The following is a 23,134-nucleotide window of genomic DNA, read 5'->3' as shown; positions in this document are numbered from 1 at the left end:
GCCGTGCGTTCAGCTCGGCAGCAGCGGGATACTGCCCGCGCGGCGGCGGGCGACCGAACCGTAGCGGGCGTCGAGGCGCAGCCAGGTGGCGGTGGCGCGGACGCGCACGATTTCGGCGGGCGGGATGCGGCGCGCCTCGGCCTTCTCACCGGAATGCGGGATGAAATCCATTGCGGTGAGGGCGAAGACGACGCGCATCGGCACCTCCACCCGGGTGTCGGCGGCCGAGACGGTGAGCACGGTCTGGTCGAGCAGCGAGGCGGGCGGACCGTGCTGGCTGCCGTGTTCCTTGGCCAATTCCGCTCCGCGCTCGGCCAATTCGACGAGGGTGCGGGCGGGCACATCGTCGACGTGCGCGAATCCGTCGCCGGGCGGCAGCGCGCCGCGCCAGGCCGAGTCCATCGAGTAACCCAGGTCGATCGGGCTACCCGAGGCCAGTCCGGCCAGCACCAGGTCGGCGCCGACGGTGACATCGTCGACGCCGAGTTCGGCGATCACCGTCCGCACCGCGAGCGCCTCGAAACCCGTTGCGACCCAGGCCGATACGTATTTCTCGCCGCGGCGGCGCAGGCGCACCACCGCGGCTTGGTCCAGCCGGACGGCCCTGCTCAGGAAGGTGGCGAGGTTCTCGCGTTCGGCCGGGTCGGAAACGTGCAGCACGCGCTGCTCTGCCATCACAACCGTTCTGTCGTCACGGGACGGGCGATCGGGTCGCGGTCACTTGTCCATCCACCCGGCCAGGTACTCGCGCTCCGGCTCGGTCAGGCGGCGCAGCCGCTGGGTGTCGATGTCGAACGCCGCGAGCTGGGTGGTGGCAAGCACGGCGGGCGGCGAGTCGGGCGCCGCGCCGTTGGCCCGCACCTCGTAGCCGACCGTGAAATCGACCGCGCGCAACTGCTCGATCCACATCGCGATATCGAGCGGGGTGTCCTCGTGGCGCAGCTGCCCGCGGTAGCGCACGCGCAGGTCCGCCAGCACACAGCCGGACCGCAACGAGGAGGTCGGGCGGCCTTCCTCGAACAGCCACGGGATACGCGCCTCTTCCAGCAGGGTCACCATCCTGGCATGGTTGACGTGCTGGAACACGTCCATGTCGGACCACCGGATCTCGACCTTGGCGTGAAAGCGCTTGGGCAGCAGCACGGAACTTCCGTGTCCCTTCCCGTTACCGTTCAACGAATTCGTCACTGTGGTACCTCCGGTGGACGCCCAGTCACCCACCAGGACGCACACGCTGCGGCGTCGCAACAGGCAGACGAGGCGAGATCGTGGGTCTGAAATCCGACAACACCGACACTGCGATCCGGGACGCACCCGGATCGAGACCGATCTTCGCCGTCCAGTATCGCAATGTCGGCCCGAGGAGTCCTGTCGGGGGCCGCGGGCGGACCCCGACACAGGCCTGGTGCAGTCGGCCGACAGTCCCCGTACGGCCGGAAAGCGAGGGCAGGGACACGCCTTACCGAGGCACCTCCGATTGCGCGCCGACACCACTGACCATGCTGCGCACCTGCCGCGCCGCAACGGACAGCGTCGCCAGGTCGTGAGCGCCGGATTCGAACAGTTCCGACAGCGCCGCCCGCGCGCGGCCCAGCCTGGACTGGTTCTTCGACTCCCAGTAGGCGATCTTCTCGTCGGCGGTCTCCTCCGGCTCACCGGCGGAGAGCACGTCCAGGGTGAGCGAGCGCAGCGAACCGTACATGTCGTCGCGCAGCGCCAGCCTGGCCAGCGCGTGCCACCGGTCCCCGCGCTCCAGATGACTCACCGCCTGGAGCAGCCAATCGATCTTGAGGTGGTCGTTCAGCGCGTAGTACAGCGCGCCGACCTCCTCGCCGTCGCGGTCGGTGATGTCGGCGATGTCGAGCACGTCGAGCAGCGGGAACAGAGTCAGCAGGCCGAACACCTCGGTGGCCAGATCGGTCGGCGCGCCGCGCGCGATCAACTCCGCGGACTGATCGGTCAACGTCGCCACGTGGTGACCGCGCAGCCAGCCCGGAACCTTCGAGGCCAGCTCGCGCACGCCCCGGCTGTACCGGTTGATCTCGGCGCCGACGGCGATCGGCTGCGGGCGGTTGCTGAGCAGCCACCGCGAGGCGCGGTCGAGAGTGCGCTTGGTCTCCAGCTCCAGTTCGTCGCGCACCGAGATGGGGATGTCGGCCGAGCGGATCCGCGCCCACATGGCGTGCAGGTCGAAGATCTCGGTGGTCGCGGCGAAGGCGCGCACCGCGTCGGCGGTCGTCGCGCCCACCTCCTCGATCAGCCGGAAGGCGTAGCTGATCCCGCCGTAGTCCACCATCTCGTTCGCGATCATCGTGGTGACGATCTCCCGGCGCAGCCGGTGCTTCTTGATGGCGCTGCCGAAACGGTCCCGCAGCGGCGTCGGGAAGTACTCCGGCAGACGGGCCGCGAAGTAGGCCATGTCCGGCAGATCGGAGTCGAGCAGGTCGGCCTTGAGCGAGAGCTTCACGTGGGCCATAAGATTGGCCAGCTCCGGCGAGCACAGGCCCGCGCCGTCCTCCTGACGGCGCTTCATCTCGGCGTCGGAGGGCAGCGCCTCGAGTTCGCGATCCAGGCCGCGGCGCTGTTCGAGGTCGTCGATGAGCCGCATGTTGACGTTCATCATGCGCGGCGCCTCGAAGCGCGACATCCCCATGAGGAAGTTCTGGGAGACGTTGTCGCGCAACACCATTCTGGCGACCTCGTCGGTCATGGAGGCGAGCAGCGGGTTGCGCTCCTCCTCGGGCAGCAGCCCGCCACTGACCACGCCGTCGAGCAGAACCTTGATGTTGACCTCGTGGTCGGAGCAGTCCACGCCCGCGGAGTTGTCCAGCGCGTCGGTGTTCATCTTGCCGCCGTTGCGGGTGAACTCGATGCGGCCGAGCGCGGTGGCGCCGAGGTTGCCGCCCTCGCCGATCACCCTGACGCGCAACTGGTTTCCGTTGACGCGCACCGGATCGTTGGACTTGTCGCCGACGTCGGCGTTGGACTCGGTGCTCGCCTTGATGTAGGTGCCGATGCCACCGTTCCACAGCAGTTGCGCGGGCGCGAGCAGGATGGCCCGCACCAGTTCCGGCGGCGAGAGGGACTCCGCGTCCTCGCCGAGGCCGAGTGCGATCCGCGCCTGCGGGCTGATCGGCACGGACTTCACCGTGCGATCCCAGACGCCGCCGCCCGCGCTGATCAGCGAGGTGTCGTAGTCGGCCCACGACGACCGCGGCAACGCGAACATGCGCTGCCGCTCGCGGAAGGACCGGGCGGCGTCCGGATTCGGGTCGAGGAAGATGTGCCGGTGGTCGAAGGCCGCGACCAAGCGGATGTGCTCGGAGAGCAGCATGCCGTTGCCGAAGACGTCGCCGCTCATGTCGCCGATGCCGACCACGGTGAAGTCCTCGGTCTGGGTATCGATGTCCATCTCGCGGAAGTGCCGCTTCACGCTTTCCCACGCGCCCTTGGCCGTGATGCCCATGGCCTTGTGGTCGTAGCCCGCGGAGCCACCGGAGGCGAACGCGTCGCCGAGCCAGAACCCGTAGCTCTGGGCCACCTCGTTGGCGATGTCGGAGAACGTCGCGGTGCCCTTGTCGGCGGCGACCACCAGGTAGGTGTCGTCGCCGTCGCGGCGGACCACCCGTGCGGGCGGCAGCACCCGGCCGGTGGCCAGGTCGACGTTGTCGGTGATGTCGAGCAGACCGGAGATGAAGGTGCGGTAGCAGGCGACGCCTTCCGCGCCCAGCGCCTGCCGGTCGGCGCCCGGATCGCCGGTCGAGGCGGGCGGGCGCTTCACCACGAATCCGCCCTTGGCGCCGACCGGGACGATCACCGCGTTCTTCACCGCCTGCGCCTTCACCAGACCCAGGATCTCGGTGCGGAAGTCCTCCAAGCGGTCCGACCAGCGCAAGCCGCCGCGCGCGACCGGACCGAAGCGCAGATGCACGCCCTCGACCCGCGGCGAGTACACGAAGATCTCGAATTGCGGCCTCGGCTTGGGCAACTCGGCGATCTCGCGCGGCTCGACCTTCATCGAGACGTAGTCGCGCGACCTGCCCTCGACGTCGGTCACGTAGTAGTTGGTGCGCAACGTCGCCTTGATGAGGCCCAGGATGGCGCGAAGGATGCGGTCCGCGTCCAGGCTCACCACCTCGTCGATACGGGCGCGGAGCATGGTCTCCAGTTCGGCGGCGCGCTCGGCCGAGACGGTGTCCGGATCGAACCGCGCGGTGAACAGGTCGACGAACAACCGCGCCACGTCGGGGTAGGTCAGCAGCACCCTGGCGATGTTGGCCTGGCTGTACGGGAAACCGGCCTGCTGAAGGTATTTCGCGTACGTGCGCAGGATCGACACGGCCCGCCACGGCAGCCGCGCGCGCAGCACCAACTCGTTGAGGCCGTCGGCCTCGGCGCGGTCGTACCAGACCGCCTCGAAGGCGTCGGTGAAGCGTTCGCGCAGGCCACGTACCTCCGCCTCCAGCGCGTCGGCCCGCGCCGGGGACTCCAGCAGCTCAGCGTCCAGGTCGCGGTCGAGTGAACTGCGCAGCAGTTCCGGGCGAGCCAGCAGACCGAAGTCGTAGATCCAGCGCTCCACGCTCGGGCCGCCGGGCGCGACCGGGTCCAGCTGGATCTGATAGGGCCGCTCATCGACCACCTCGACACCGAGGCTCTGCAGCACCGGAAGCACCTGACTCAGCGAGATGCCGGTGCCGCCGATGTAGAGGGTGAAGCGCCACGAGCCGGGCGCCGACTCCGGCTTGCGGTAGAGATGCTGGGCGATGGCGCCCTCGGCCAAGCGCTCCAGCCTGCCGATATCGCGCAGGGCGCGGCCCGGACTGAAGTCCTGCTTGTATCCCTCGGGGAAAGCGGCTGCGTAGCGCTGCACGAGAGCGGGATCGAGCACCGTCGAGGTGCTCACCTCGTCGTTGAGGTGGTCGTCCCAGGTGTTGCTCGCCTCGGCGAGCAGACGCTGGATGCGCAACCGGTTGGCTTCGGAGGTGTCGGCGATGGCGGGCGCCTCGCCGGGCACGGTCGGAGCGGTGATCTCGACGTCGGGCATCCGGACGGTGAAATACACACTGGCGAGTTCGCTTTCGCTGACCCGCGCCGAGTAGTCGATGGAGACGCCGCCCAGCTCGCGGACCAGGATGTCCTGCATCTCCAGCCGCACCCGGGTGGTGTAGCGATCGCGCGGCAGGTAGACCAGGCAGGCCACGAACCGGCCGTAGGTGTCCAGCCGCATGAACAGGCGAACCTGGCGGCGCAGGCCGACATTGAGCACGGCGAGGGCGGTGCGCCGCATGGTCTCGATGTCGGAGGAGAACAGTTCGGTGCGCGGGAACGACTGGATGACCTCGAGCATGGCCTGGCCGGAGAACGAGTCCAGGTCGAACCCGCTCTCCTCGATCACCGCGCGCACCTGGCGGCCGATCACCGGGATGTCGAGCACGTTCTCGTGCACGGCCGTCACGGTGAAGACGCCGATGAACAGGTGCTCGCCGATGATCGCGCCGGACTCGTCGAAATCGGCGACGCCGACGAAGTACGGGTACACCGAACGGTGCACAGTGGCGGGCACCAGTCCCTGGGTCAACATCAGCAGCGGTCGATCGGCGCCGTTGACCGGTACGCGGAAATCGGTGCCGACATCAGGGCGCAGCACGCCGAGGCAGGTGCCGGGGAGCGGGTTCGACACGGTCTTTTCGCCCTCGGTACTCAGGCGGTAGCGGGCGTATCCGAGCACCGTGAAATTGCCCTGGCCCAGCCAGCGAAGCAGATTGGCGCAGTCGGTCAGTTCGGTCTCGGAGAACGGCGCGGCGCCGGTTTTCGCCGCCCGTTCCAGATCGTCGGCCAGATCTCGCTGGACTTGTTTGATGGCCTCGGTGTCGCCGATGACCTGCCGCACGTCGGCGATCACGTCCGGCATGGAGTGTTCGATGCGTTCGAGCTGGGCGCGGCTGGTCGAGGGATGCAATTGCAGGTGCATCCAGGACTCGCGCAGCGCCATCGACCCATTGGCGTCGACCTCGTGCGGCACCGCTCTGGTCAGCCGTCCGTCGTCGTCGCGCTCGACCTCGAAGATCGGATGGATGACCTCGCTGACGCTCACGCCGATCCGGCTCAGCGACGAGGTGATCGATTCGACCAGCAGCGACATATCGTCGGTCACGACCTGGACCGCGGCGCCCAACCCCGAACCGTCGTCCGGGTGATAGACCCGGACGAGGGCGCGACCGGTCTGGCGTGTCATCGCCAATTCCAGGTGTCGCCGGAAGATCTGGGTGATGCCAGTGATCGCACAGTCCACATCGCCCGCGTCGACGTGGCGGAAATACGCCTCCTCGAGGGTTGCGAGATCACCGCGCAGCGACTGCGGCAAACTCGCGGCCCACGCCGCACTGGACAATTCGGACGAGACCGTCATTTTTTCGCCAACTCCCTCGGATTCGGTTCCGCAACAAAGTGACGCCGGTCCGAGGGTAGCTGTGCCGTGCTGACGCGGGGGTGAATTCTCCTGCAAATGCAGGGCGTTCACCGATACCGTGCGTTCGCCGATTAATTGCCGAGGTCGATCGTCTCGGCACAGCACCTGATCGGACCGGCAAACGTCACGTAGACGCGATCGCGGTGGGAAGGACCCATTGTCCGGACAGCGCCTGCGCATGCACGGTTCCCACCTTAGCCAGTTTTGTGGCTGAGATAGGGCCGACCGTATTTCCTTCGATGGAGCGACCGCCCGCGGGTGTTTCTCCGCAATTCCTTCGGCGAAGCGGCCTTGCGACGGGGCGATGCGCGCGGCGATCGCCCCGTCGGCGGGTTATTGCTCAGTCGCGGGTGAGCTTGCGGTGCGTCACCCGGTGCGGACGGGCCGCCTCCGGACCGAGGCGCTCGATCTTGTTGGCCTCGTACGCTTCGAAGTTGCCCTCGAACCAGAACCACTTGGCCTCGTTGTCCGAGTCGCCCTCCCACGCCAGGATGTGCGTGCAGGTGCGGTCCAGGAACCAGCGGTCGTGGGAGATGACCACGGCGCAGCCGGGGAACTGTTCCAGCGCGTTCTCCAGCGAACCGAGGGTTTCCACGTCGAGGTCGTTGGTCGGCTCGTCGAGCAGGATCAGGTTGCCGCCCTGCTTGAGGGTCATCGCCAGGTTCAGGCGGTTGCGCTCACCACCGGAGAGCACACCGGCCGGCTTCTGCTGGTCCGGACCCTTGAAGCCGAACGCGCTCACGTAGGCGCGCGAGGGCATCTCCTGGTTGCCGACCTGGATGAAGTCGAGGCCCTCGGAGACCACCTGCCACACGTTCTTCGTCGGGTCGATGCCCGCGCGGTTCTGGTCGACGTAGCTCAGCTTGACCGTCTCGCCGACCTTCACCTCACCACTGTCGGGCTGCTCGAGTCCGACGATGGTCTTGAACAGAGTGGTCTTACCGACACCGTTCGGGCCGATGACGCCGACAATGCCGTTGCGCGGCAAGGTGAACGACAGATCCTTGATGAGCTGGCGATCGCCGAAGCCCTTGTCCAGATGCGAGACCTCGACGACCACATTGCCCAGACGCGGACCCGCGGGAATCTGGATCTCCTCGAAATCCAACTTCCGCATCTTCTCGGCCTCGGCCGCCATCTCCTCGTACCTGCCGAGGCGAGCCTTGTTCTTGGCCTGGCGGGCTTTGGCGCCGGAACGCACCCACGCGAGCTCTTCCTTCAGCCGCTTCTGCAGCTTCTGGTCCTTCTTGCCCTGCACCTCGAGGCGCTCGGCCTTCTTCTCCAGGTAGGTGGAGTAGTTGCCCTCGTAGGGGTAGGCCCGGCCGCGGTCGAGCTCGAGGATCCAGCCCGCGACGTTGTCCAGGAAGTACCGGTCGTGGGTGACGGCCAGCACGGCGCCCTGGTACTGGGCCAGGTGCTGTTCGAGCCACAGCACCGACTCGGCGTCGAGGTGGTTGGTCGGCTCGTCGAGCAGCAGCAGGTCGGGCTTGCTCAGCAGCAGCTTGCACAGCGCGACGCGGCGACGCTCACCACCGGAGAGGTTGGTGACCGGCTCGTCCGGCGGCGGGCAGCGCAGCGCGTCCATGGCCTGCTCGAGCTGGGAGTCCACGTCCCACGCGTCGGCGTGGTCCAGGTACTCCTGCAGCTTGCCCATTTCCTCCATGAGCTCGTCGGAGTAGTCGGTCGCCATGAGCTCGGCGATCTCGTTGAAGCGATCGAGTTTCACCTTGACCTCGCCGAGGCCCTCTTCGACGTTGCCGCGAACGGTCTTCTCCTCGTTCAACGGCGGCTCCTGCTGAAGGATGCCGACCGTCGCGCCCGGCGCGAGGAACGCGTCGCCGTTGTTGGGCTGGTCCAGTCCGGCCATGATCTTCAGCACGCTGGATTTACCGGCGCCGTTGGGGCCGACGACGCCGATCTTGGCGCCGGGAAGGAAGTTCAAGGTGACATCGTCGAGCACGACTTTGTCGCCGTGCGCCTTGCGAACCTTCTTCATTTGGTAGATGAACTCAGCCATATGCGGAAGCCTATCGGTCTCGGGAACAGTGGAACGAAGCAGAGCCACTCACGGCACGCGGGCATCCTCGCGCCGGATTCACCGTGCTCGCGCCCGACGTTCTGCGGGCAGGATCAGGCGTCGACGGGCTCGGGTGCGGCACTTCCGGAAGGTACGGAAGCCACGGTCGCGGCACTGTCCCCCAACTCCTCGCCGACGCGTGCACGATTCTCAGCGCTGGATCCGACACAAGTATTCCGCATCAAGGCGCTGGGCCCGCCGCCGGTCTCCGATCGGCGGCTCACTTGCGCCGTGCAGCGGGACAGATCGGGGCCGACGGCGGTGGCCCGCATCTCCAGATCGCGCCGCTCGACGCCGTCCTTGGTCCGGTACTCGTGCGAGCGCAGCTGCCCGTAGACGAGCACTGGATCGCCGCGCCGCAACGACGCGTCGACGCCGCCGACCAGCCGTCGCCAGCAGCTAACGGTGAGGAAAAGGGTCCCGTTGTCCACCCATTCCCCGGTCGCGAAGTCCAGCCTGCGCGAGTTGCTCGCCATCCGGAAGGTGAGCACCTGTTCGCCGTTGCTCAGGTCACGCTTGACCGGCTGGGTGACCACCGTGCCGACCACCGTAGCCATCGCTTCGTACATGATTTCGCCCCTTCACCTATCGGACCCGGGCCGGACGCTCCGGGCATCTCCTCCCCTCCGAGCGAGGGCCCCTCAAGCCTCGCCCCCGCACGGGTGTGAAGGAACCCCCTGTTTCGCGCCTGTGGACAACTCACTCCGGCGCATGTGGACATCCACCGCTTCGCACTTGCCGACCCATCGCACAGCGGCCTGTCCCGGCGCGTGGGCCGCGGTCGCGTCCACGTGTCCGCTGGCGCCGGGTATGCACCGCCGTCGGCCCACACGCCTACCCGCCTGCTCCGACCACCACGGATTCACTCAAAGGCAACTCGACGACACTCGTCCCAGCGGACACCGTGAACTCACCCGGCTCCCTCCGCCAACCTCCATCCCAATGCTCGAAAGCCCGCCGCGGCAGGGTGATTCGCACCGGAACCGACGCTCCCGCCGCCGCGAAAACGGTCGCGAACCCCGCCAACCACCGCACCGGCCGCTCGATCACGGATTCTGGACGGGACAGATACACCTGAACCACCTGTTTCCCCGCCCGCGCCCCGGTGTTGCGCGCGGTCAGCGACACCGCCACCGACCCGTCCGCCGCCGGGTCGGACACCGCGAGATCCGCGAGTTCCCAGGTGCTGTAGCCGAGCCCGTGCCCGAACGGGTACGCCGGTGGCACACCGGCGCGCAGCCAAGCGCGGTAGCCGATGTGGATGCCTTCGGCGTAGTGCAGCACGCCGTCCACCGGCGTGGTCGAGAGCACGGGCACGTCGGCCTCGGCGGCGGGCCAGGTGGTGGGCAGCCTGCCGCCGGGTTCGGCCCGCCCGAGCAGCACGTCGGCCAGCGCGTGGCCGATCTCCTGGCCGCCGAACCAGGTCAGCAGCAGCGCGGATACCTCGTCGCGCCAGGGCAGCAGCACCGGCCCGCCGGAATTCACCACCACCACGGTGCGCGGGTTGGCGCGCGCCACCGCGCGCACCAGATCGTCCTGCGCGCCTGGCAGCGCCAGGGTGGTGCGGTCGAAACCCTCGCTCTCGGTCTGCGAGCTGGTGCCGACAACGACGACGGCGGCATCGGCGGCCCGCGCCAGCGCCACGGCGTCGGCGATCGCGTCCGCGGGATCGGTGTGCGGGGCCTCGGTGCCCACCGTGATCGCGACGAGACCCAGTGCGGCGCCGTCGTTTCCGAGTCGCTGGCGCACCGTGATCGCGATCGGTCCCGCGCCGTCGGCGGCCACCGGCACCGACGCGACGTCCGGGGTGAGCAGCGCGGCGCCCAGCGCGTCACCGCTGCCGCCGAGCACCGTGTCGATGACGGCCGCGCCGTCGATCTCCATGCGTATCCGGCCCACCCCCGCGACACCCAGCCGCACCGCCGCGGCCTCGTCGGCGCCAGGACGATATTCGGTGCTCAGCTCCAGCGTGGCCGCGCCCGCGGGCACCGTGCCCAGGTAGACCAGCTGCGCGGCGCGCCGCAGCTCACTCAGCAGCTCGTTGCCGTCGCCGTCGAGGAAGCGGGCGCGCAACCCGGGTTCGCCGGTCTGCGGATCGGTCATCGACGCCAGCGGGAGCGGATGGATACCGGTCTGGACCGGCACGCCGGGATGCACCGTGATGGACGCGTCCGGCAGCGCGGCGCGCAGGCCGTCCACGGGGCTGATCATCTCGGCGGGAACCACCGTCGCGCTGCCGCCGCCCTGCGTGCGCGGCCAGATCGCCGCCTCGCCGATCACCGCTAGGGAACCGGGACCCAAACTCGGCCATGGCAATTCGCCGCTGTTGCGCAACAGCACCATCCCGGCCGCCGCGACTTCGCGAGCGAGTTCCCTGCACTCGCGATCGGAGATGTCGGCTTCGGCTTGCCCGTTCGTCTCCGGTTCCGGCGCGATGGGTTCGCGCACCGCGACGTGTCCGTAGGACGCGATCGCGGCCGTGTCGAAACCGTTGTCGCGCAGGGCGGTATCCGACAGATCCAGCGCGCCGACGCGCTGGGCCAGCCGCAGCAGACGCACAACCTTGGCGTCGATCGCGCCCTCCGGCACCGCCCCGGACCGCACCGCCTCGACCAGCTGCGGGCCCCACGGCCCCACCGGGCCCGGCATCACCAGGTCTTGGTCCGCGTTGGCCGAGGCCTCGGTGCTGCGCACCGCCACCCAGTCCGACACCACGACGCCGTCGAAACCCCATTCGGTGCGCAACGGCGTCGTCAGCAGCGGGTTCTCCGACATGGTGACGCCGCGAACGGAGTTGTACGCCGACATCACCAGCCACGCGCCCGCGCGCACCGCCGCTTCGAACGGCGCGAGATACAGCTCGCGCAGCGCACGGTCGTCCAGCTCGACATCGGCGGTGTAGCGCTCGGTCTCGAAGTCGTTGGCCACGTAGTGTTTCGGCGTCGCGGCGATGCCGTGCTCCTGCACCGAGCGGACGTAAGCCGCCGCCAATTCCCCCGTCAGCAAAGGATCTTCGGAGTACGCTTCGAAGTGCCTGCCGCCCAGCGGACTTCGATGGAGGTTGATCGTCGGCCCGAGCACCACGTCGACGCCCTTGCGCTTGGCCTCGGCGGCCGACGCGGCGCCGTAGCGGCGGGCCATGCCGAGGTCCCAGGTCGCCGCGAGCGCGGTCGCCGAGGGCAGGTTGAGCGACGGGTCGCGCTCGTCCCAGACCGGACCGCGCACGCCCGAAGGTCCGTCGGAGAGCATCATCGACCGCAGCCCGATCGCGGGCTCCGCCACGGTCGACCAGATGTCGGCGCCGGTCAGCAACCGCACCTTCTGCTCCAGATGCAGCGCGCCGACCAGCGCGCGCAGGGCTTCGTCCACCGTGTCGAGCATCAGCGCTCCTCCTCGGATCATCGGCCGGGTCCCGCGTCTGCCGACAATCTACGCGTCGGCGCCGCCCGGACGGCCGACCTCGGGGAGGCGGATCAGAGCGCGCCGAGGTCGGTGTTGGCGCCGCAGAGCACGACGATCGGCCGCTCCCCCGGCGACGGCGTGTACGCGCCGCTCTGAATCGCGGCGAGCGCGCTTGCGCCCGCCAGCTCGACGACGATCCGGAATTCGCGCCACAGGTACTCGCGGGCCGCGGCGATCGCCTCCTCGGTGACCAGCAGCGAGGGCACGTCGTAGCGCCGCGCGATGTCGAGGGCGATCTCGCCGACCCTGGTCGCCCCCAGCATGTCCAAGCCGACGCCGGGGCCGCCGACGTCGACGGTCCGATTGGCGAGCAGCGCCGCGTGCAGCGCGGGCATGCCGACCGGCTCGACGCCCACCACCTGCTGACGACGACCGAGCGCCGCGGCGATGCCCGCGACGAGTCCGCCGCCACCGACCGCGACCAGCACCGGCGGCTTGCCGCGCACCTGGTCTTCGAGTTCCAGGCCGACCACCCCGGCGCCCGCGACCACGGCGGGCAGGTCGTAGGCGTGCAACTGCAACGCGCCGCGTTCGGCCGCCAGCTCGGTGGCGTGCCGGGCCGCTTCGGCGTAGGTCGTTCCGTGCCAGAGCACCTCGGCGCCGTGCGACCACATCGCCGCCACCTTGGTGTGCGGCGCGGATTCCGGCACCACAACCGTGCACGCCTTGCCGAGCCAGGCGGCGGCAAGCGCGGCGGCGATGCCCGCGTTGCCCGCGGAGGCGATGACCACCTGATCGGTCCGCGCGCTCGAGGTGAGCAGCGCGTTGAGCGTGCCTCGAACCTTGAAAGTGCCACCGTACTGGAGGTATTCGAGCTTCAGCGTGACCGGCACCGGACCGGTCGGACCGGCCACCGTGGTGTGGAAGACCGGCGTCTTCCTGATCCGCCCCACCGTCCGGCGGCGCGCGGCGCGCACATCGGAGCGATCCACCCGTCGGCAGTGTTCGGCCACCGCGGCCGCACCCCTGTCGTTACCTCTCAAGACCGCACTCCGCGGTCGCACAGCCGGGCCGGACCCGGCGGCGCGGCCTCATTCACTTGCGCACCTCTCCGTCACGTTTCGCCAGTTCGGCGAACATGGCGTTGTGGGCGGCCAGCTCCGCGTCGTTGTCGCGGTCGGCGGCCCGGTCGATGCGCTTGGCAGTCCGTTCGTCGCTGCGCGACCACTGGATGAGCAGCGCCAGCATCACCACGACCAACGGCACCTCACCGCTCGCCCAGGCCAGGCTACCGCCGGTGCGCTGATCGCCGAGCAGGTCGCTGTTCCAGCCCAGGTCGAGGCTGCGGAAGAACCAGCCGCCCATGACCGTCGTCATGCTCATCAGCGCCACGCCGAAGAACGCGTGGAACGGCAGTGAGCCGAACACCATGCCGAGCTTGGTGAGCGGTTCCACCTGGCGCGGTTTCGGATCGATGCCGATCACGACCCAGTAGAACAGGTAGCCGCTGAGCAGGAAGTGGATGTTCATCAGCAGGTGCGCGGCGTGCGAGTCGACGAAGGTGTCGTAGATGCCGCCCATGTACAGCGCGTAGAAACCGGCGACGAAGATCACCGACGCCACGATCGGGTGGGTCAGGAAGCGGGACACCGGATTGTGCACCGCGGCCAGAATCCATTCGCGGGGCCCCGGCACACCGGTGCGGCCGGCGGGCGGCAGCGCGCGCAACGCCAGCGTCACCGCGCCGCCGAGCGCGAACAGAATCGGCGCGAGCATGGACAGCGCCATGTGCTGCCCCATGTGCACGCTGAACACCGCGGGCGAATACCGCCCGATCCCCGACGACGTCGCGAGCAGCAGCAGCGCGCAGGCCGACAGCCACGCGATGGTCCGGCCGACCGGCCACGAATCGCCGCGGTTGCGCAGCCGCCGCACGCCGAGCAGGTACACCACCGCGAGCACGATCGCCGCCGTGCCGAAGATCAGGTCGAAACGCCAGTCGAACAGCAGCCGCGCGGCCGTCGGTGGCCCCGCGAGGTCGTAGCCGAGCTCGACCTCGGCGGGCGTCGGCACGGTCGCGGGCGGTGGCGGCGGGGTGCGGCCGAGGCCGACCGCCAGACCCACGGTGGCCGCGAAGACCAGCGCCTCGACCGCGCCGAAGCGCAGCAGCGCGCCACGATCGTTCGGGTTCGCCGCGAGTGCGGGCACGGTCGCGCGGCGCTGGAACCAGCCGATGACGCCGAGCACGAGCAACGCCGCCGCTTTCGCGAGAACCAGCCGCCCGTAGGTGCTGGTGAACAGCTCGTCGAACGGCACGCGAACCCACGAATTGATCACGCCGCTGACGCCGATCACCACGAACGCGATCGTCGCCATGAACGAGAATCGGCGAACCGCGACATCGGTGTGCGCACCGGAGCGCAGCGCGTGCGCGAGGACGGCGAACAGGCCGCCCACCCAGACCGCCGCCGACACCAGGTGCAGGATGAGGCTGTTGGTCGCGACGTCATGTGAGCCGCCCGAGGACGAGTGGCCGGTCAGCGCGAGCGGCATCATGGTCACGATCGCGCCGCCGAACAGCAGCGGCGTCCAACCCCAGCGCAACGCGAGCCGGCAGCCGATCGCGACGATCAGCGCGAACACCACCGTGGTACGCCAGGCCCCGGCCAGCTCCACCTGCCCGATGGCGCGCCACAGCTGCTCCGGACGCCAGATGTCGGTGGCGGGCTGACCCGTCGTGTCCGACACCGTCAGCGGGACGAGCAGCGCGGCGCAGCACGCCCAGATCACCGCGAAATTCGAGGCCCGCCGCACCGCGCGATACCCGCCGACGTCGAGCAGCCCGTCGGACTGCGGCGGTACCAGAAACGCGGCGAACAGCAGCGAGCCGACGGTCAGCGCCGCGAACAGATCGGCGAGCGCGCGGAACGCGGGCAGACCGTAGGTGGTCAGCGGACCCGGATCCGGAATGCCGAGCAAGCTCAGCGCCTGCGCCGCCGAGAGTCCGACCACCAGCGCCGCGACGACGGCCGCGATGGCTCCCGCGAACGCGGTCACGGCGGCGAACCCGCGCGCCGCGTCCGCCCGCGGGACGTCCGGCTCAGCAGGTGCGAGGGTCGGGTCCTGCGGTGACGACATACGACTCAGCGTAGTTGGGTGGGTACCTCCGGGTTCGCTCCGGCCATGCTCGCGGCCGTCCACGGGCGATGCCCGGGGAACGCTCGCTACGTGTGTCCGGCGCGGCGACGCGCGCCGCACGTTCTCCAGGCCGATGAACCATCGAGCCGCTCCCCGCGAATTTCGTCCGGCCCGCACCGGGAAGCGCGTATAAGGTAGGCGCGGATCACGGAGGTGAGATGTCGGTCGTGCTGATTGCCGTGGTGGCGCTGTTCTTCGCCGCCATGGGCGTTTACGGACTGCTTCGCCCGAGCCAGTTGGCCGACACCGTCGGCTTGCTCGCCGATCGGGCCGACGCGCACGCCGAGGTGCGCGCGGTCTACGGCGGCTTCGGCCTCGCCGTGGCCGCGGTTCTCGGCTTGGCCGCCGCCGATATCGGCGACCTCAGATTCGGCGTGTGCGTCGCGGTGGCCGCAGCACTGGGCGGGATGGCGTTCGGCCGGATCTGGTCCTCGTTCACCGGACGCGCGTCGGCCTTCTATCCGGTCTGGTTCTACTTCGTCGTCGAAGTGACCTTGGCCACCCTGCTCGGCGTCGCTGTCCTGCTCGACTGAGGTAGACGGAATGTTGCTGACGGTAAGAATCTAGTTTCCTGGACGGTCGCTATAATTTCCGTGCTGGACAGCACGGCCAATGTCGGCCATGGTGGAAACCGCTGCCTCCGTAGCTCAGTTGGATAGAGCAAGGGCCTTCTAATCCCTAGGTCGCAGGTTCGATTCCTGCCGGGGGCGCTCACCCAGGACCCTGTGGCCCGCACGTCGATGTGGGTCACAGGGTTGTTACCCGAACCGGGCGGCGGTCAAACAAGGACGCTCGCCCTGACCGCCATCCTCGAGCGGTGGCCGGTCACCAGGAAAGGACCAACACCGTGAGGATCTACATCACCAGCGTGTTCGTCGACGACCAGCAGAAGGCCCTCGACTTCTACACCGAGGTGCTCGGCTTCACCAAGAAGAACGACGTCCCACTGGGTGCGGCTCGATGGTTGACGGTCGTCTCACCGGAGGACCCCGAGGGCGCGGAACTACTGCTCGAGCCGGACGGACATCCCGCCGTCGGGCCGTACAAGGAAGGCCTTGTCGCCGACGGCATTCCGGCCGCCTCGTTCCAGGTCGAGAACGTACGGGCGGAATACGAGCGGCTGCGCGGCCTCGGGGTGACGTTCACCCAGGAACCGATGGAGGCGGGGCCGGTGACCACGGCGGTCTTCGACGACACCTGCGGGAATCTGATCCAGATCGTCACCCCCGCCTAGCAGTACAGCACCGAGTCGCGGGCGTGTGTCAGTGTGGCCTGGCCACGACCGGTACCGGGACGACGGCGGCGTCGGCGCGCTGGTCGAGCCGGAAGACGCACTTCGTCCCGGTGTAGATGCTCGGCATGCACAGGTTGCAGTGGGTGCAGGCCGATTGGGCCGCTTCGTCGGATTGGATGCGGCGCAACAGGTTCGGCTCGCGCAGCAGCGCCCGGCCCATGGCGACGAACTCGAAACCCTCGCGCATCGCCAGACGCATGGTGTCGAGGTTGGTGATGCCGCCCAGCAGGATCAGCGGCATGGTGAGTTCGCGGCGGAACTGGCGGGCCCGTTCGAGGAGGTACGCCTCGCGGTAGGGGTATTCGCGCAGGAAGCCGCGGCCGACCATGCGGAAGCCCAAGCGGGACGGTCCGGGAAGGACTTTCGCGAATTCCTGGCGGGGTGCGTCGCCGTGGAACAACAGCATCGGGTTGAGCAGGGAACTTCCGGCCGTCAGCTCCAAGGCGTCCAGCGCGCCGTCCGCCTCCAACCACGCGGCGACCTGAAGTGATTCCGGCACGGTGAGGCCGCCGCGGACGCCGTCTTCCATGTTCAGCTTCGCCGTCACCGCGAGGCGGCCGCCCACGGCTTCCGCTACCGCACAAGCGATTTCGCGGACGAACCGGGCACGATTGGCCGCCGACCCGCCGTAGCGGTCCTTCCGCCGGTTCAGCAGCGGGCTCAGGAACGAGCTCGCCAGGTAGTTGTGTCCGAAATGGATTTCCACCGCGTCGAATCCAGCTCGCTCGGCCAGTTTCGCGGCGTCGGCGTGAGCGGTGACGAGCTCGCGGATCTGGGACTCGTCCGGCACCTTCATCGGCCGCATCCCGAGCGGGCTGAACATGCGGCTCGGCGCGAGCGCGGGCAGCCGGTTGGAGGCGGCGTTGGCCACCGGTCCAGCGTGCCCGATCTGCGCGCTCGCCGCCGCCCCCTCGGCGTGCACCGCGTCGGTCAGCTTCCGCAGTCCCGGCAGCGCCTCGTCGCGCATCCAGATCTGGTGCCGATCGGTGCGGCCGCCGGGCGCGACCGCGCAGTAGGCCACGGTGGTCATGCCGACGCCACCCGCCGCGGTCTCGCGGTGGAAGGCGATGAGTTCGTCGGTCACCAAGGCGTCGGGCGTGCGGCCTTCGAAGGTCGCGGCCTTGATGACCCTGTTGCGCAAAGTGATCGGGCCCAGCGTGGCCGGTGCGAATACGTCGGTCATCGCGCGTTTCCTTCCGGTGCGGTGAGTCCGGCGACCACGAAGTCCCGCAAGGTGGCGACAGCGGGTGCCGACAGGTCTCGATCTCCGGCGCCGAACGACATGATGACGAGGTCGAAAGCAAACGACCAGCGTCGCCTGCTCTCCGGCTCCGCGAGTTCGGGAAGCAGGCCGACCCACGAGTCCATCCGGAACCACGGCTGCTGCCACAGCAGCGGATGACGGCCGAGCACCAACTGCGCGAGCAGCCGCAGGTGCAGGCGGCCCGCTGGGTCGGCGGCGAGCTCGACGAACGGCTCGATCACCGCGTCGACGATGTCGGACACCGAACCGCGCTCGGCGCTCACCGCGGCGAGCCGATCGGCCCACAGCGGTCCCAGTCGCTCCTCGAGCAGCGCCGCGACCAGGGCTTCCTTCGATCCGAAGTGGTAGTGCACGGCGGCCGGATTGGCGCCCGCCTCCGCGCAGATCGCCCGCACCGACACGTCCTCGTAGCGGTCCGTCAGCAACAAACGCTCGGCCGCCGCGAGCAGCCGCTCGCGGGTGACCGCCGAAACTTTCTGAGCCATGGGTGAAGTAAAACACGTTTCAATCGCCGATTCAATCATTGATTGAAATACCTCGACAGCGGCCGCGAGTCATGGGATGAAACTCGCGCCGCGTCGGTGTGTCGACCCGATCCATACGGTTACCGATGGTTTGCTGACTTCGCACGAGCTGGTTCCAGTCCATTCGATGCGAAGGGAGCGAGTCGATGCTTCGGTATTTCCACCCCGCCGCCGCGGTCTGCGGTGCGGCGCTGATCGCCCTGGCCCCCGCCGCGACCGCGGCGCCGCCGGACGACCACGCCCGTGACACGCGCGGCACCCAGTCGGTGACCCCGGCGGGTTCGGCCGGGGCCGATCTGATCATGGCTTCGGCGCGCCTCGGAATGAAGGCCCTGGCGCTGACCATCGTTCCGATCCACCAGTTCCCGTCGTTCGACGCCATCATCACGCGGGAGAGCGGCTGGAATGTGTTCGCGGTCAACCCGACCAGCGGCGCCTACGGCCTCGGCCAGGCGCTACCGCCGGAGAAGATGTCCACCCACGGCCTGGATTGGCGATTCAATCCCGCCACCCAGCTCCGCTGGACCTACGACTACATGGTCGCCCGCTACGGCAGTCCCGATGCCGCCTGGGCGTTCTGGCAGCGGAACCACTGGTACTGACGCAGGGCGTCAATCCTCGACCGCGAGCGCCTGCCGCATCGTCAACCGTCCCTGCGTCTGCATGAGCGAACGCCGGTAGATCTTCTCCGCGATCAGGACGATGCCGTAGATCCCCACGGCCATCAGGAGCAGCGACACGAACGGCTCCCACCAGGCCGCCGTGCCCTCGGCCAGTCGGCTCGGCATGGCGACGATCGAGACCACGGGCACGTAGGACGCGATGATCCGCCACGTACCCGTCAGGAAGATTCCCGCGAACAGCACGATCATGATGAGCACCGACATCGGCATAGCGGTCGATTGCAGATCCTCGCTGCGTGTCGCGAGCGCGCCCGCGACCGCCCAAAAGCTGGCCAGCGCCAGAAAACCCACCACGAAGAAGACGATGAACCAGCCCGCAGCGCCCGCGATCCTGGCGACCTGATCGCCCCTGCCGATCACCTGCAACCCGATCAGACCCGCCCCGACGAACAGCGCGAGCTGGGCGAACGCCATCACGGTATTGCCCATCACCTTGCCGATCAGCAACTGCCGCAACGGAATGGCGCTCGCCAGGATCTCGACGACTCGGTTCTGCTTCTCCTCGACCACGCTCTGCGCGATGGCCATGCCGAACAGGAACGACGCCATATAAAAGAGGAACGCGAAAACGAAACTCACGATGTTCGCGAGACCCGGATCGACCGCCGATTCCTCGAGCAGGTCGTAGGCCACGATGCCACCGCGGCCCAACTGTTCCATGCTCAGACCCGCGGCCGCGGCATTGCGTTGCACCGCCAACTGCTGCGCGGCGGCGGTGAGATAGGTTGCGGCGTCGTCGTTCTCCGCCGTATCACCGACGAGGCGCCACCCACCCTGATCGGCGGCGACCAAGCCGACCTCGACGTCCTCGTCGCGCACCTGCTGCTCGACGGCCGCCAGATCGGTCTGTTGGCGCGCGGTGAAGGTGATGTTCTTGTCCGCGCTCGCCGCCAAACCGTTTGCGGTTTGGACGATTTGATCGGCGCCCGTGCCGACGACGGCGACGTCGATCTCGTCGGTGCGGTTGCTCATGAACCCGCTGATGGCCAGGGAGGCGACGATCACGACGATGGTGATCACCGTGGAAACCAAGAAGTTTCGATCGCGCAGCTTGACCGCGATCTCGCGGGCCGCCACGATCCGCCATACGCCGCGCGGGGCGAAATCCGTGCTCATGCCGTCACCTCCCGGTAGATCTCCGACACCGAAGGCCGCACTTCGGCCAGTTCGCGCACCGGACCGCGGGCCAGTGCTTCGCCGAGCAGCGCTTCGGTTGTCGCGCCGTCGAGTTCGAGCAGGACGCTGGAGCCATTCGTGCGCAGCACCCGCACGCCCGCGAACGCCTGGACCCAACCTGGGTCGCCGCCGAGCGAGAGCCGATAGCGCGTCGAACCGGTGGAGCGCAGTTCGTCCACCGAGCCCTGCCCGACGACCCGCCCGGACGCCAGAATCACCAACTGGTCGCACAATCGCTCCACGAGATCCAGCTGGTGCGAGGAGAAGAGGACCGGCACGTCCATGGCCGCGTACTCGCGCAACAGGTCGGCCATCGAGTCGACGGCGGCCGGGTCGAGACCCGAGAACGGCTCGTCCAGGATCAGCAGTGACGGCTCCGCGATCACCGCCGCCGCGATCTGCACCCGCTGCTGGTTGCCCAGCGAGAGGGATTCCAGTTTGTCCTTGGCGCGGCCGCCGAGATCGAAGCGTTCCAGTAGTTCCTTCGCGCGCCGCCTGGCATCGGCCGCCGACTGCCCGCGCAGCCTCGCCAGATAGACGAGCTGATCGAACACCGGCTGCTTCGGATACAGCCCGCGCTCCTCGGGCATGTAGCCGAACGACCGGCGATCCGCGGCGGTCACCGGCCTGTCCTGCCAGCGCAGTTCACCCCCGTGCAGCGCCAGCACGCCCATGATCATGCGCATGGTGGTCGTCTTGCCCGCGCCGTTACCGCCGACGAATCCGGTCAGGGCGCCGGGCGCCACGGTGAACGACACGTCGTCCACCGCGAGGGTGCCCCCGAATCGGCGCACCAGGTGCGCGACTTCCAACATCGAACTCCCCTTGTCCTCAGCCGTTCCACCCACCCTAGCGGCGGGGTCGGGCGAGGAGTGTCCTATCCGACGCCGGGGTCGTCACCGGCGACGCGGGCTCGAGGCGTGGTCATCGTCGTGCGTGGCACCGGGCCCGACCAACCACACGGCAGGCCGCAGCACGCCACGATCTCCGTGGTCACCGGGCCGTCGGCGCGGCGGCGCTCGATGGTGGACGCCTCGGCGAAGTACCCGCAGTTCGGGCATTTGCCGAAGTAGTCCAGGATCGCGCGGATCCGCACGCGCTCGGGCAGGTCGATTCGAGGGTGGACTGCCGAGTGGTCGTTCGAAGGATCCTTGGCTGCGGACATCGGTTCCCCGTGGTGCGTGTCCAGTCAGCCCTGCGGCGCGGGCAGCGGAATGACGATGCCGAACGGGAGGGTGATCGCGGGCGGTGGGCTGGGTGGTTGCGGCGGTACAGGGTTTGGCAGGTCCGACTCCGGAGCGATGAAGGGAGCCGACTCGGGCGCTCCAGAAGGGTCTGGTCCGAGGTTGGGCTCAGCAAGGGCCGACTCCGGTGAGGCATAGAGGGCAGGCCCGGGATCGGGAGTCTGCGGCGGCTCTTGGGGTTTCGGCTCGTAGAACGGTTGGCCGCCGGTTTGCGGATGCGGGTTCTCCGATGTGCACGACGGATCTGGCCGCGCCGGTGGCGATTCGAGTTCGATGGGCTCGACCGCGGTGCCGCCGTAAGACCGGCCGGGCGCGAGGGGGCGGCTGCCGGGCTCGCCAAGTCGCGGCATCGGAGCTGGAACCGCTACCTCCGCACAAGGATTCGGCTGCGGCTGCGGGCAGAAGATCCCGCAGAGAATCGGCGGTAGGCCGGGGATGGTGATCATCACCTGGGTCGGCGCGGGAGCCACGGGGACTTCGGTGGTAGGCGCCGGTTCCAGCGGGATGGTCGGAGGCGCGGTGGTGTCGACGGCGACCATTTCCGGACCCGACCGGATCACGGGCGCCGACCCCGGCGGAATCAACCCCGGATCGATCGCGACACGCGCCGGAGCGCCGCCGGTGCGGTAGGCCGCCGACCAACTCAGCACGTCGCTCGCGTACGACAGCGAGTTGTTGTATCGCAGCACAGCACGCAATTCCTGCGCCGGATCGCGCAAGTCCGACCCACCCGAACACAGGTACTTGCCCGCGGCCAACGACGCGTCGAACACGTTGTGCGGGTCCGCGACTCCGTCGCCGTTGCCGTCCGTGGCGTAGAAGCTCCAGGTGCTCGGCAGGAATTGCATCGGCCCCATCGCGCGCACGTATCCGCCGTCGGCAGCCTTGATGATCTCGTTGCCCGGCAGGCTCCCGTCCAACGCCGGGCCGAAGATCGGCGACACCGTCGTCCCCGCGGCGTCGGTGCGACCGTTTCCGGCGTGGGCGGACTCGATCCGCCCGATCCCGGCGAGCAGATGCCACGTCAACCCGCATCCGGGCATCGAGGACTCCAGCGCCAACTCGGCATTGCGGTAGGCCGCCAACACGATTTCCGGTATGCCCAGCGATCCGCCGGTGTTCGGCAGCGAAATGTCTTGGAGTGAGATAGAACTGGCGATCGCCGGAGTCATGGCGCGTAGCCTGCGTGGCGCGTCCGGTGCCACCGGAAGCAGGCCGACGGCCCGTGAGAGTTCGTCCTCGTCGCCTTTTGGCACCGAGCCTTCCCGCGCGCCGGCCAGTATTGCTTCCGGAGCTTCGGGTGGATCGCTCGAGTACGTCGCCGATCCCGTGACGATCAGTCCGGCGACGGCCAGCGCCGATGCGGTCAATGGAGCGGATACGCGCATTCGGCCCTACCAATCCTCTTCGACGCCGGAGAGCGGCTGTGCTGCTTCGGCGCTCGGCCGGTGGGGCCGCTTCCTCCCCGCCGACGCACGTCGACGTTCCTCACTCCCCCAATGGATGAGGAACTGTCATTAACATACAGCATCGTTCACCGACGCCACGGCACAATTCGTCGAAGACCATGTAATTACTTATGGACTGCGGTCTGCGTCCGCCCGTACCGATTGCGCCATGGGTGTTGCCCCCACCAACTGCACGCCCGACAAAGCCGAAGGCACGGCCTGCACCGAAGCCGATCGACCTGTCGGCACATGCCGCCGCAAACCTCGCGGTGCCCTAGCTCGATGAGACTGCGCAGGGCAATGCCGTGCTGATGCACGCTCCAGGTAGAGGCATCCGCGAGCGGGCGGAGCCGTT

17 protein-coding genes and 1 tRNA gene are annotated in these 23,134 nt (G+C 68.6%); 4 read left to right on the top strand and 14 right to left on the bottom strand.

What is annotated here, in order from left to right:
- Positions 1-9 precede the first annotated feature (9 nt).
- From FB390_RS27865 to FB390_RS27830, 8 genes are all read right to left on the bottom strand, one after another.
- Positions 10-675 (bottom strand): DUF8185 domain-containing protein, encoded by a 666-nt coding sequence (locus tag FB390_RS27865; protein ID WP_141812231.1) that lies wholly within the window; start codon positions 673-675, stop codon positions 10-12.
- 42 nt (positions 676-717) lie between these two features.
- Positions 718-1,176, bottom strand: a complete 459-nt coding sequence (locus tag FB390_RS27860) for an acyl-CoA thioesterase (RefSeq protein WP_425465940.1) — start codon at positions 1,174-1,176, stop codon at positions 718-720.
- 283 nt (positions 1,177-1,459) lie between these two features.
- Positions 1,460-6,409, bottom strand: coding sequence for an NAD-glutamate dehydrogenase (locus tag FB390_RS27855; protein WP_141812230.1), 4,950 nt, complete (start codon positions 6,407-6,409; stop codon positions 1,460-1,462).
- 400 nt (positions 6,410-6,809) lie between these two features.
- Positions 6,810-8,486 carry an energy-dependent translational throttle protein EttA gene (ettA, locus tag FB390_RS27850; RefSeq protein WP_141812229.1) on the bottom strand — a complete coding sequence of 559 codons (1,677 nt, stop codon included), beginning with the start codon at positions 8,484-8,486 and terminating at the stop codon, positions 6,810-6,812.
- Positions 8,487-8,599: 113 nt separating this feature from the next.
- Complete coding sequence (locus tag FB390_RS27845) at positions 8,600-9,115, bottom strand: single-stranded DNA-binding protein (RefSeq protein WP_141812228.1); 516 nt, start codon at positions 9,113-9,115, stop codon at positions 8,600-8,602.
- Between the two features lie 265 nt (positions 9,116-9,380).
- Positions 9,381-11,927 carry a beta-glucosidase family protein gene (locus FB390_RS27840; protein WP_141812227.1) on the bottom strand — a complete coding sequence of 849 codons (2,547 nt, stop codon included), beginning with the start codon at positions 11,925-11,927 and terminating at the stop codon, positions 9,381-9,383.
- Positions 11,928-12,019: 92 nt separating this feature from the next.
- On the bottom strand, positions 12,020-12,940 hold the full coding sequence (locus FB390_RS27835; protein ID WP_141812226.1) for a serine/threonine dehydratase: 921 nt from the start codon (positions 12,938-12,940) through the stop codon (positions 12,020-12,022).
- A gap of 103 nt (positions 12,941-13,043) precedes the next feature.
- Entirely contained in the window at positions 13,044-15,086 is a 2,043-nt protein-coding gene (locus FB390_RS27830) for a bifunctional copper resistance protein CopD/cytochrome c oxidase assembly protein (RefSeq protein WP_141812225.1), read from the bottom strand.
- Positions 15,087-15,304: 218 nt separating this feature from the next.
- Here FB390_RS27830 and FB390_RS27825 point away from each other — a divergent pair, with 218 nt between their 5' ends.
- The 3 genes from FB390_RS27825 to FB390_RS27815 all read left to right on the top strand — a co-directional run bounded on the left by FB390_RS27825 (position 15,305) and on the right by FB390_RS27815 (position 16,380).
- On the top strand, positions 15,305-15,679 hold the full coding sequence (locus FB390_RS27825; protein ID WP_141812224.1) for a DUF4345 family protein: 375 nt from the start codon (positions 15,305-15,307) through the stop codon (positions 15,677-15,679).
- Between the two features lie 103 nt (positions 15,680-15,782).
- A tRNA-Arg gene (locus tag FB390_RS27820) sits at positions 15,783-15,856 on the top strand.
- Between the two features lie 137 nt (positions 15,857-15,993).
- On the top strand, positions 15,994-16,380 hold the full coding sequence (locus FB390_RS27815) for a VOC family protein (protein WP_141812223.1): 387 nt from the start codon (positions 15,994-15,996) through the stop codon (positions 16,378-16,380).
- A 28-nt stretch (positions 16,381-16,408) separates the two neighbouring features.
- Here FB390_RS27815 and FB390_RS27810 read toward each other — a convergent pair whose 3' ends face one another.
- Together FB390_RS27810 and FB390_RS27805 are read right to left on the bottom strand one after the other, a co-directional pair.
- Complete coding sequence (locus FB390_RS27810; protein ID WP_141812222.1) at positions 16,409-17,623, bottom strand: NADH:flavin oxidoreductase; 1,215 nt, start codon at positions 17,621-17,623, stop codon at positions 16,409-16,411.
- A complete protein-coding gene (locus FB390_RS27805) occupies positions 17,620-18,189 on the bottom strand; it encodes a TetR family transcriptional regulator (RefSeq protein WP_141812221.1) in 570 nt (189 codons plus the stop codon). The genes FB390_RS27810 and FB390_RS27805 overlap by 4 nt, the downstream gene beginning before the upstream one ends.
- A 185-nt stretch (positions 18,190-18,374) precedes the next feature.
- Between FB390_RS27805 and FB390_RS27800 the strand changes: the two genes are divergently transcribed.
- Positions 18,375-18,830: an aggregation-promoting factor C-terminal-like domain-containing protein gene (locus tag FB390_RS27800; protein WP_185757300.1), complete on the top strand. Its 456-nt coding sequence runs from the start codon at positions 18,375-18,377 to the stop codon at positions 18,828-18,830.
- 9 nt (positions 18,831-18,839) lie between these two features.
- Here the strand turns inward: FB390_RS27800 and FB390_RS27795 are convergent, their stop codons facing one another.
- The 4 genes from FB390_RS27795 to FB390_RS27780 form a co-directional block, all read right to left on the bottom strand.
- A complete protein-coding gene (locus FB390_RS27795; RefSeq protein WP_141812220.1) occupies positions 18,840-20,027 on the bottom strand; it encodes an ABC transporter permease in 1,188 nt (395 codons plus the stop codon).
- On the bottom strand, positions 20,024-20,902 hold the full coding sequence (locus tag FB390_RS27790; protein WP_141812219.1) for an ABC transporter ATP-binding protein: 879 nt from the start codon (positions 20,900-20,902) through the stop codon (positions 20,024-20,026). Before FB390_RS27790 ends, FB390_RS27795 begins: the two co-directional genes overlap by 4 nt.
- A gap of 62 nt (positions 20,903-20,964) precedes the next feature.
- Positions 20,965-21,252: a hypothetical protein gene (locus FB390_RS27785; protein WP_141812218.1), complete on the bottom strand. Its 288-nt coding sequence runs from the start codon at positions 21,250-21,252 to the stop codon at positions 20,965-20,967.
- Positions 21,253-21,276: 24 nt separating this feature from the next.
- A complete protein-coding gene (locus FB390_RS27780) occupies positions 21,277-22,719 on the bottom strand; it encodes a lytic transglycosylase domain-containing protein (RefSeq protein ID WP_141812217.1) in 1,443 nt (480 codons plus the stop codon).
- Between the last annotated feature and the right edge of the window lie 415 nt (positions 22,720-23,134).

Source organism: Nocardia bhagyanarayanae (assembly GCF_006716565.1).
Lineage (GTDB): Bacteria > Actinomycetota > Actinomycetes > Mycobacteriales > Mycobacteriaceae > Nocardia > Nocardia bhagyanarayanae.
Note: the sequence above shows the minus strand (reverse complement) of the source record. Positions and strands in the feature narration are given on the sequence as shown.

What these genes read in the sequence shown, in the direction of transcription:
- FB390_RS27865 (WP_141812231.1), bottom strand. Translation starts at nt 675, where the DNA reads ATGGCAGAGCAGCGCGTGCTGCACGTTTCCGACCCGGCCGAACGCGAG.
- FB390_RS27855 (WP_141812230.1), bottom strand. Translation starts at nt 6,409, where the DNA reads ATGACGGTCTCGTCCGAATTGTCCAGTGCGGCGTGGGCCGCGAGTTTG.
- ettA (WP_141812229.1), bottom strand. Translation starts at nt 8,486, where the DNA reads ATGGCTGAGTTCATCTACCAAATGAAGAAGGTTCGCAAGGCGCACGGC.
- FB390_RS27845 (WP_141812228.1), bottom strand. Translation starts at nt 9,115, where the DNA reads ATGTACGAAGCGATGGCTACGGTGGTCGGCACGGTGGTCACCCAGCCG.
- FB390_RS27840 (WP_141812227.1), bottom strand. Translation starts at nt 11,927, where the DNA reads ATGCTCGACACGGTGGACGAAGCCCTGCGCGCGCTGGTCGGCGCGCTG.
- FB390_RS27830 (WP_141812225.1), bottom strand. Translation starts at nt 15,086, where the DNA reads ATGTCGTCACCGCAGGACCCGACCCTCGCACCTGCTGAGCCGGACGTC.
- FB390_RS27825 (WP_141812224.1), top strand. Translation starts at nt 15,305, where the DNA reads ATGTCGGTCGTGCTGATTGCCGTGGTGGCGCTGTTCTTCGCCGCCATG.
- FB390_RS27810 (WP_141812222.1), bottom strand. Translation starts at nt 17,623, where the DNA reads ATGACCGACGTATTCGCACCGGCCACGCTGGGCCCGATCACTTTGCGC.
- FB390_RS27805 (WP_141812221.1), bottom strand. Translation starts at nt 18,189, where the DNA reads ATGGCTCAGAAAGTTTCGGCGGTCACCCGCGAGCGGCTGCTCGCGGCG.
- FB390_RS27800 (WP_185757300.1), top strand. Translation starts at nt 18,375, where the DNA reads ATGCTTCGGTATTTCCACCCCGCCGCCGCGGTCTGCGGTGCGGCGCTG.
- FB390_RS27795 (WP_141812220.1), bottom strand. Translation starts at nt 20,027, where the DNA reads ATGAGCACGGATTTCGCCCCGCGCGGCGTATGGCGGATCGTGGCGGCC.
- FB390_RS27790 (WP_141812219.1), bottom strand. Translation starts at nt 20,902, where the DNA reads ATGTTGGAAGTCGCGCACCTGGTGCGCCGATTCGGGGGCACCCTCGCG.
- FB390_RS27785 (WP_141812218.1), bottom strand. Translation starts at nt 21,252, where the DNA reads ATGTCCGCAGCCAAGGATCCTTCGAACGACCACTCGGCAGTCCACCCT.
- FB390_RS27780 (WP_141812217.1), bottom strand. Translation starts at nt 22,719, where the DNA reads ATGCGCGTATCCGCTCCATTGACCGCATCGGCGCTGGCCGTCGCCGGA.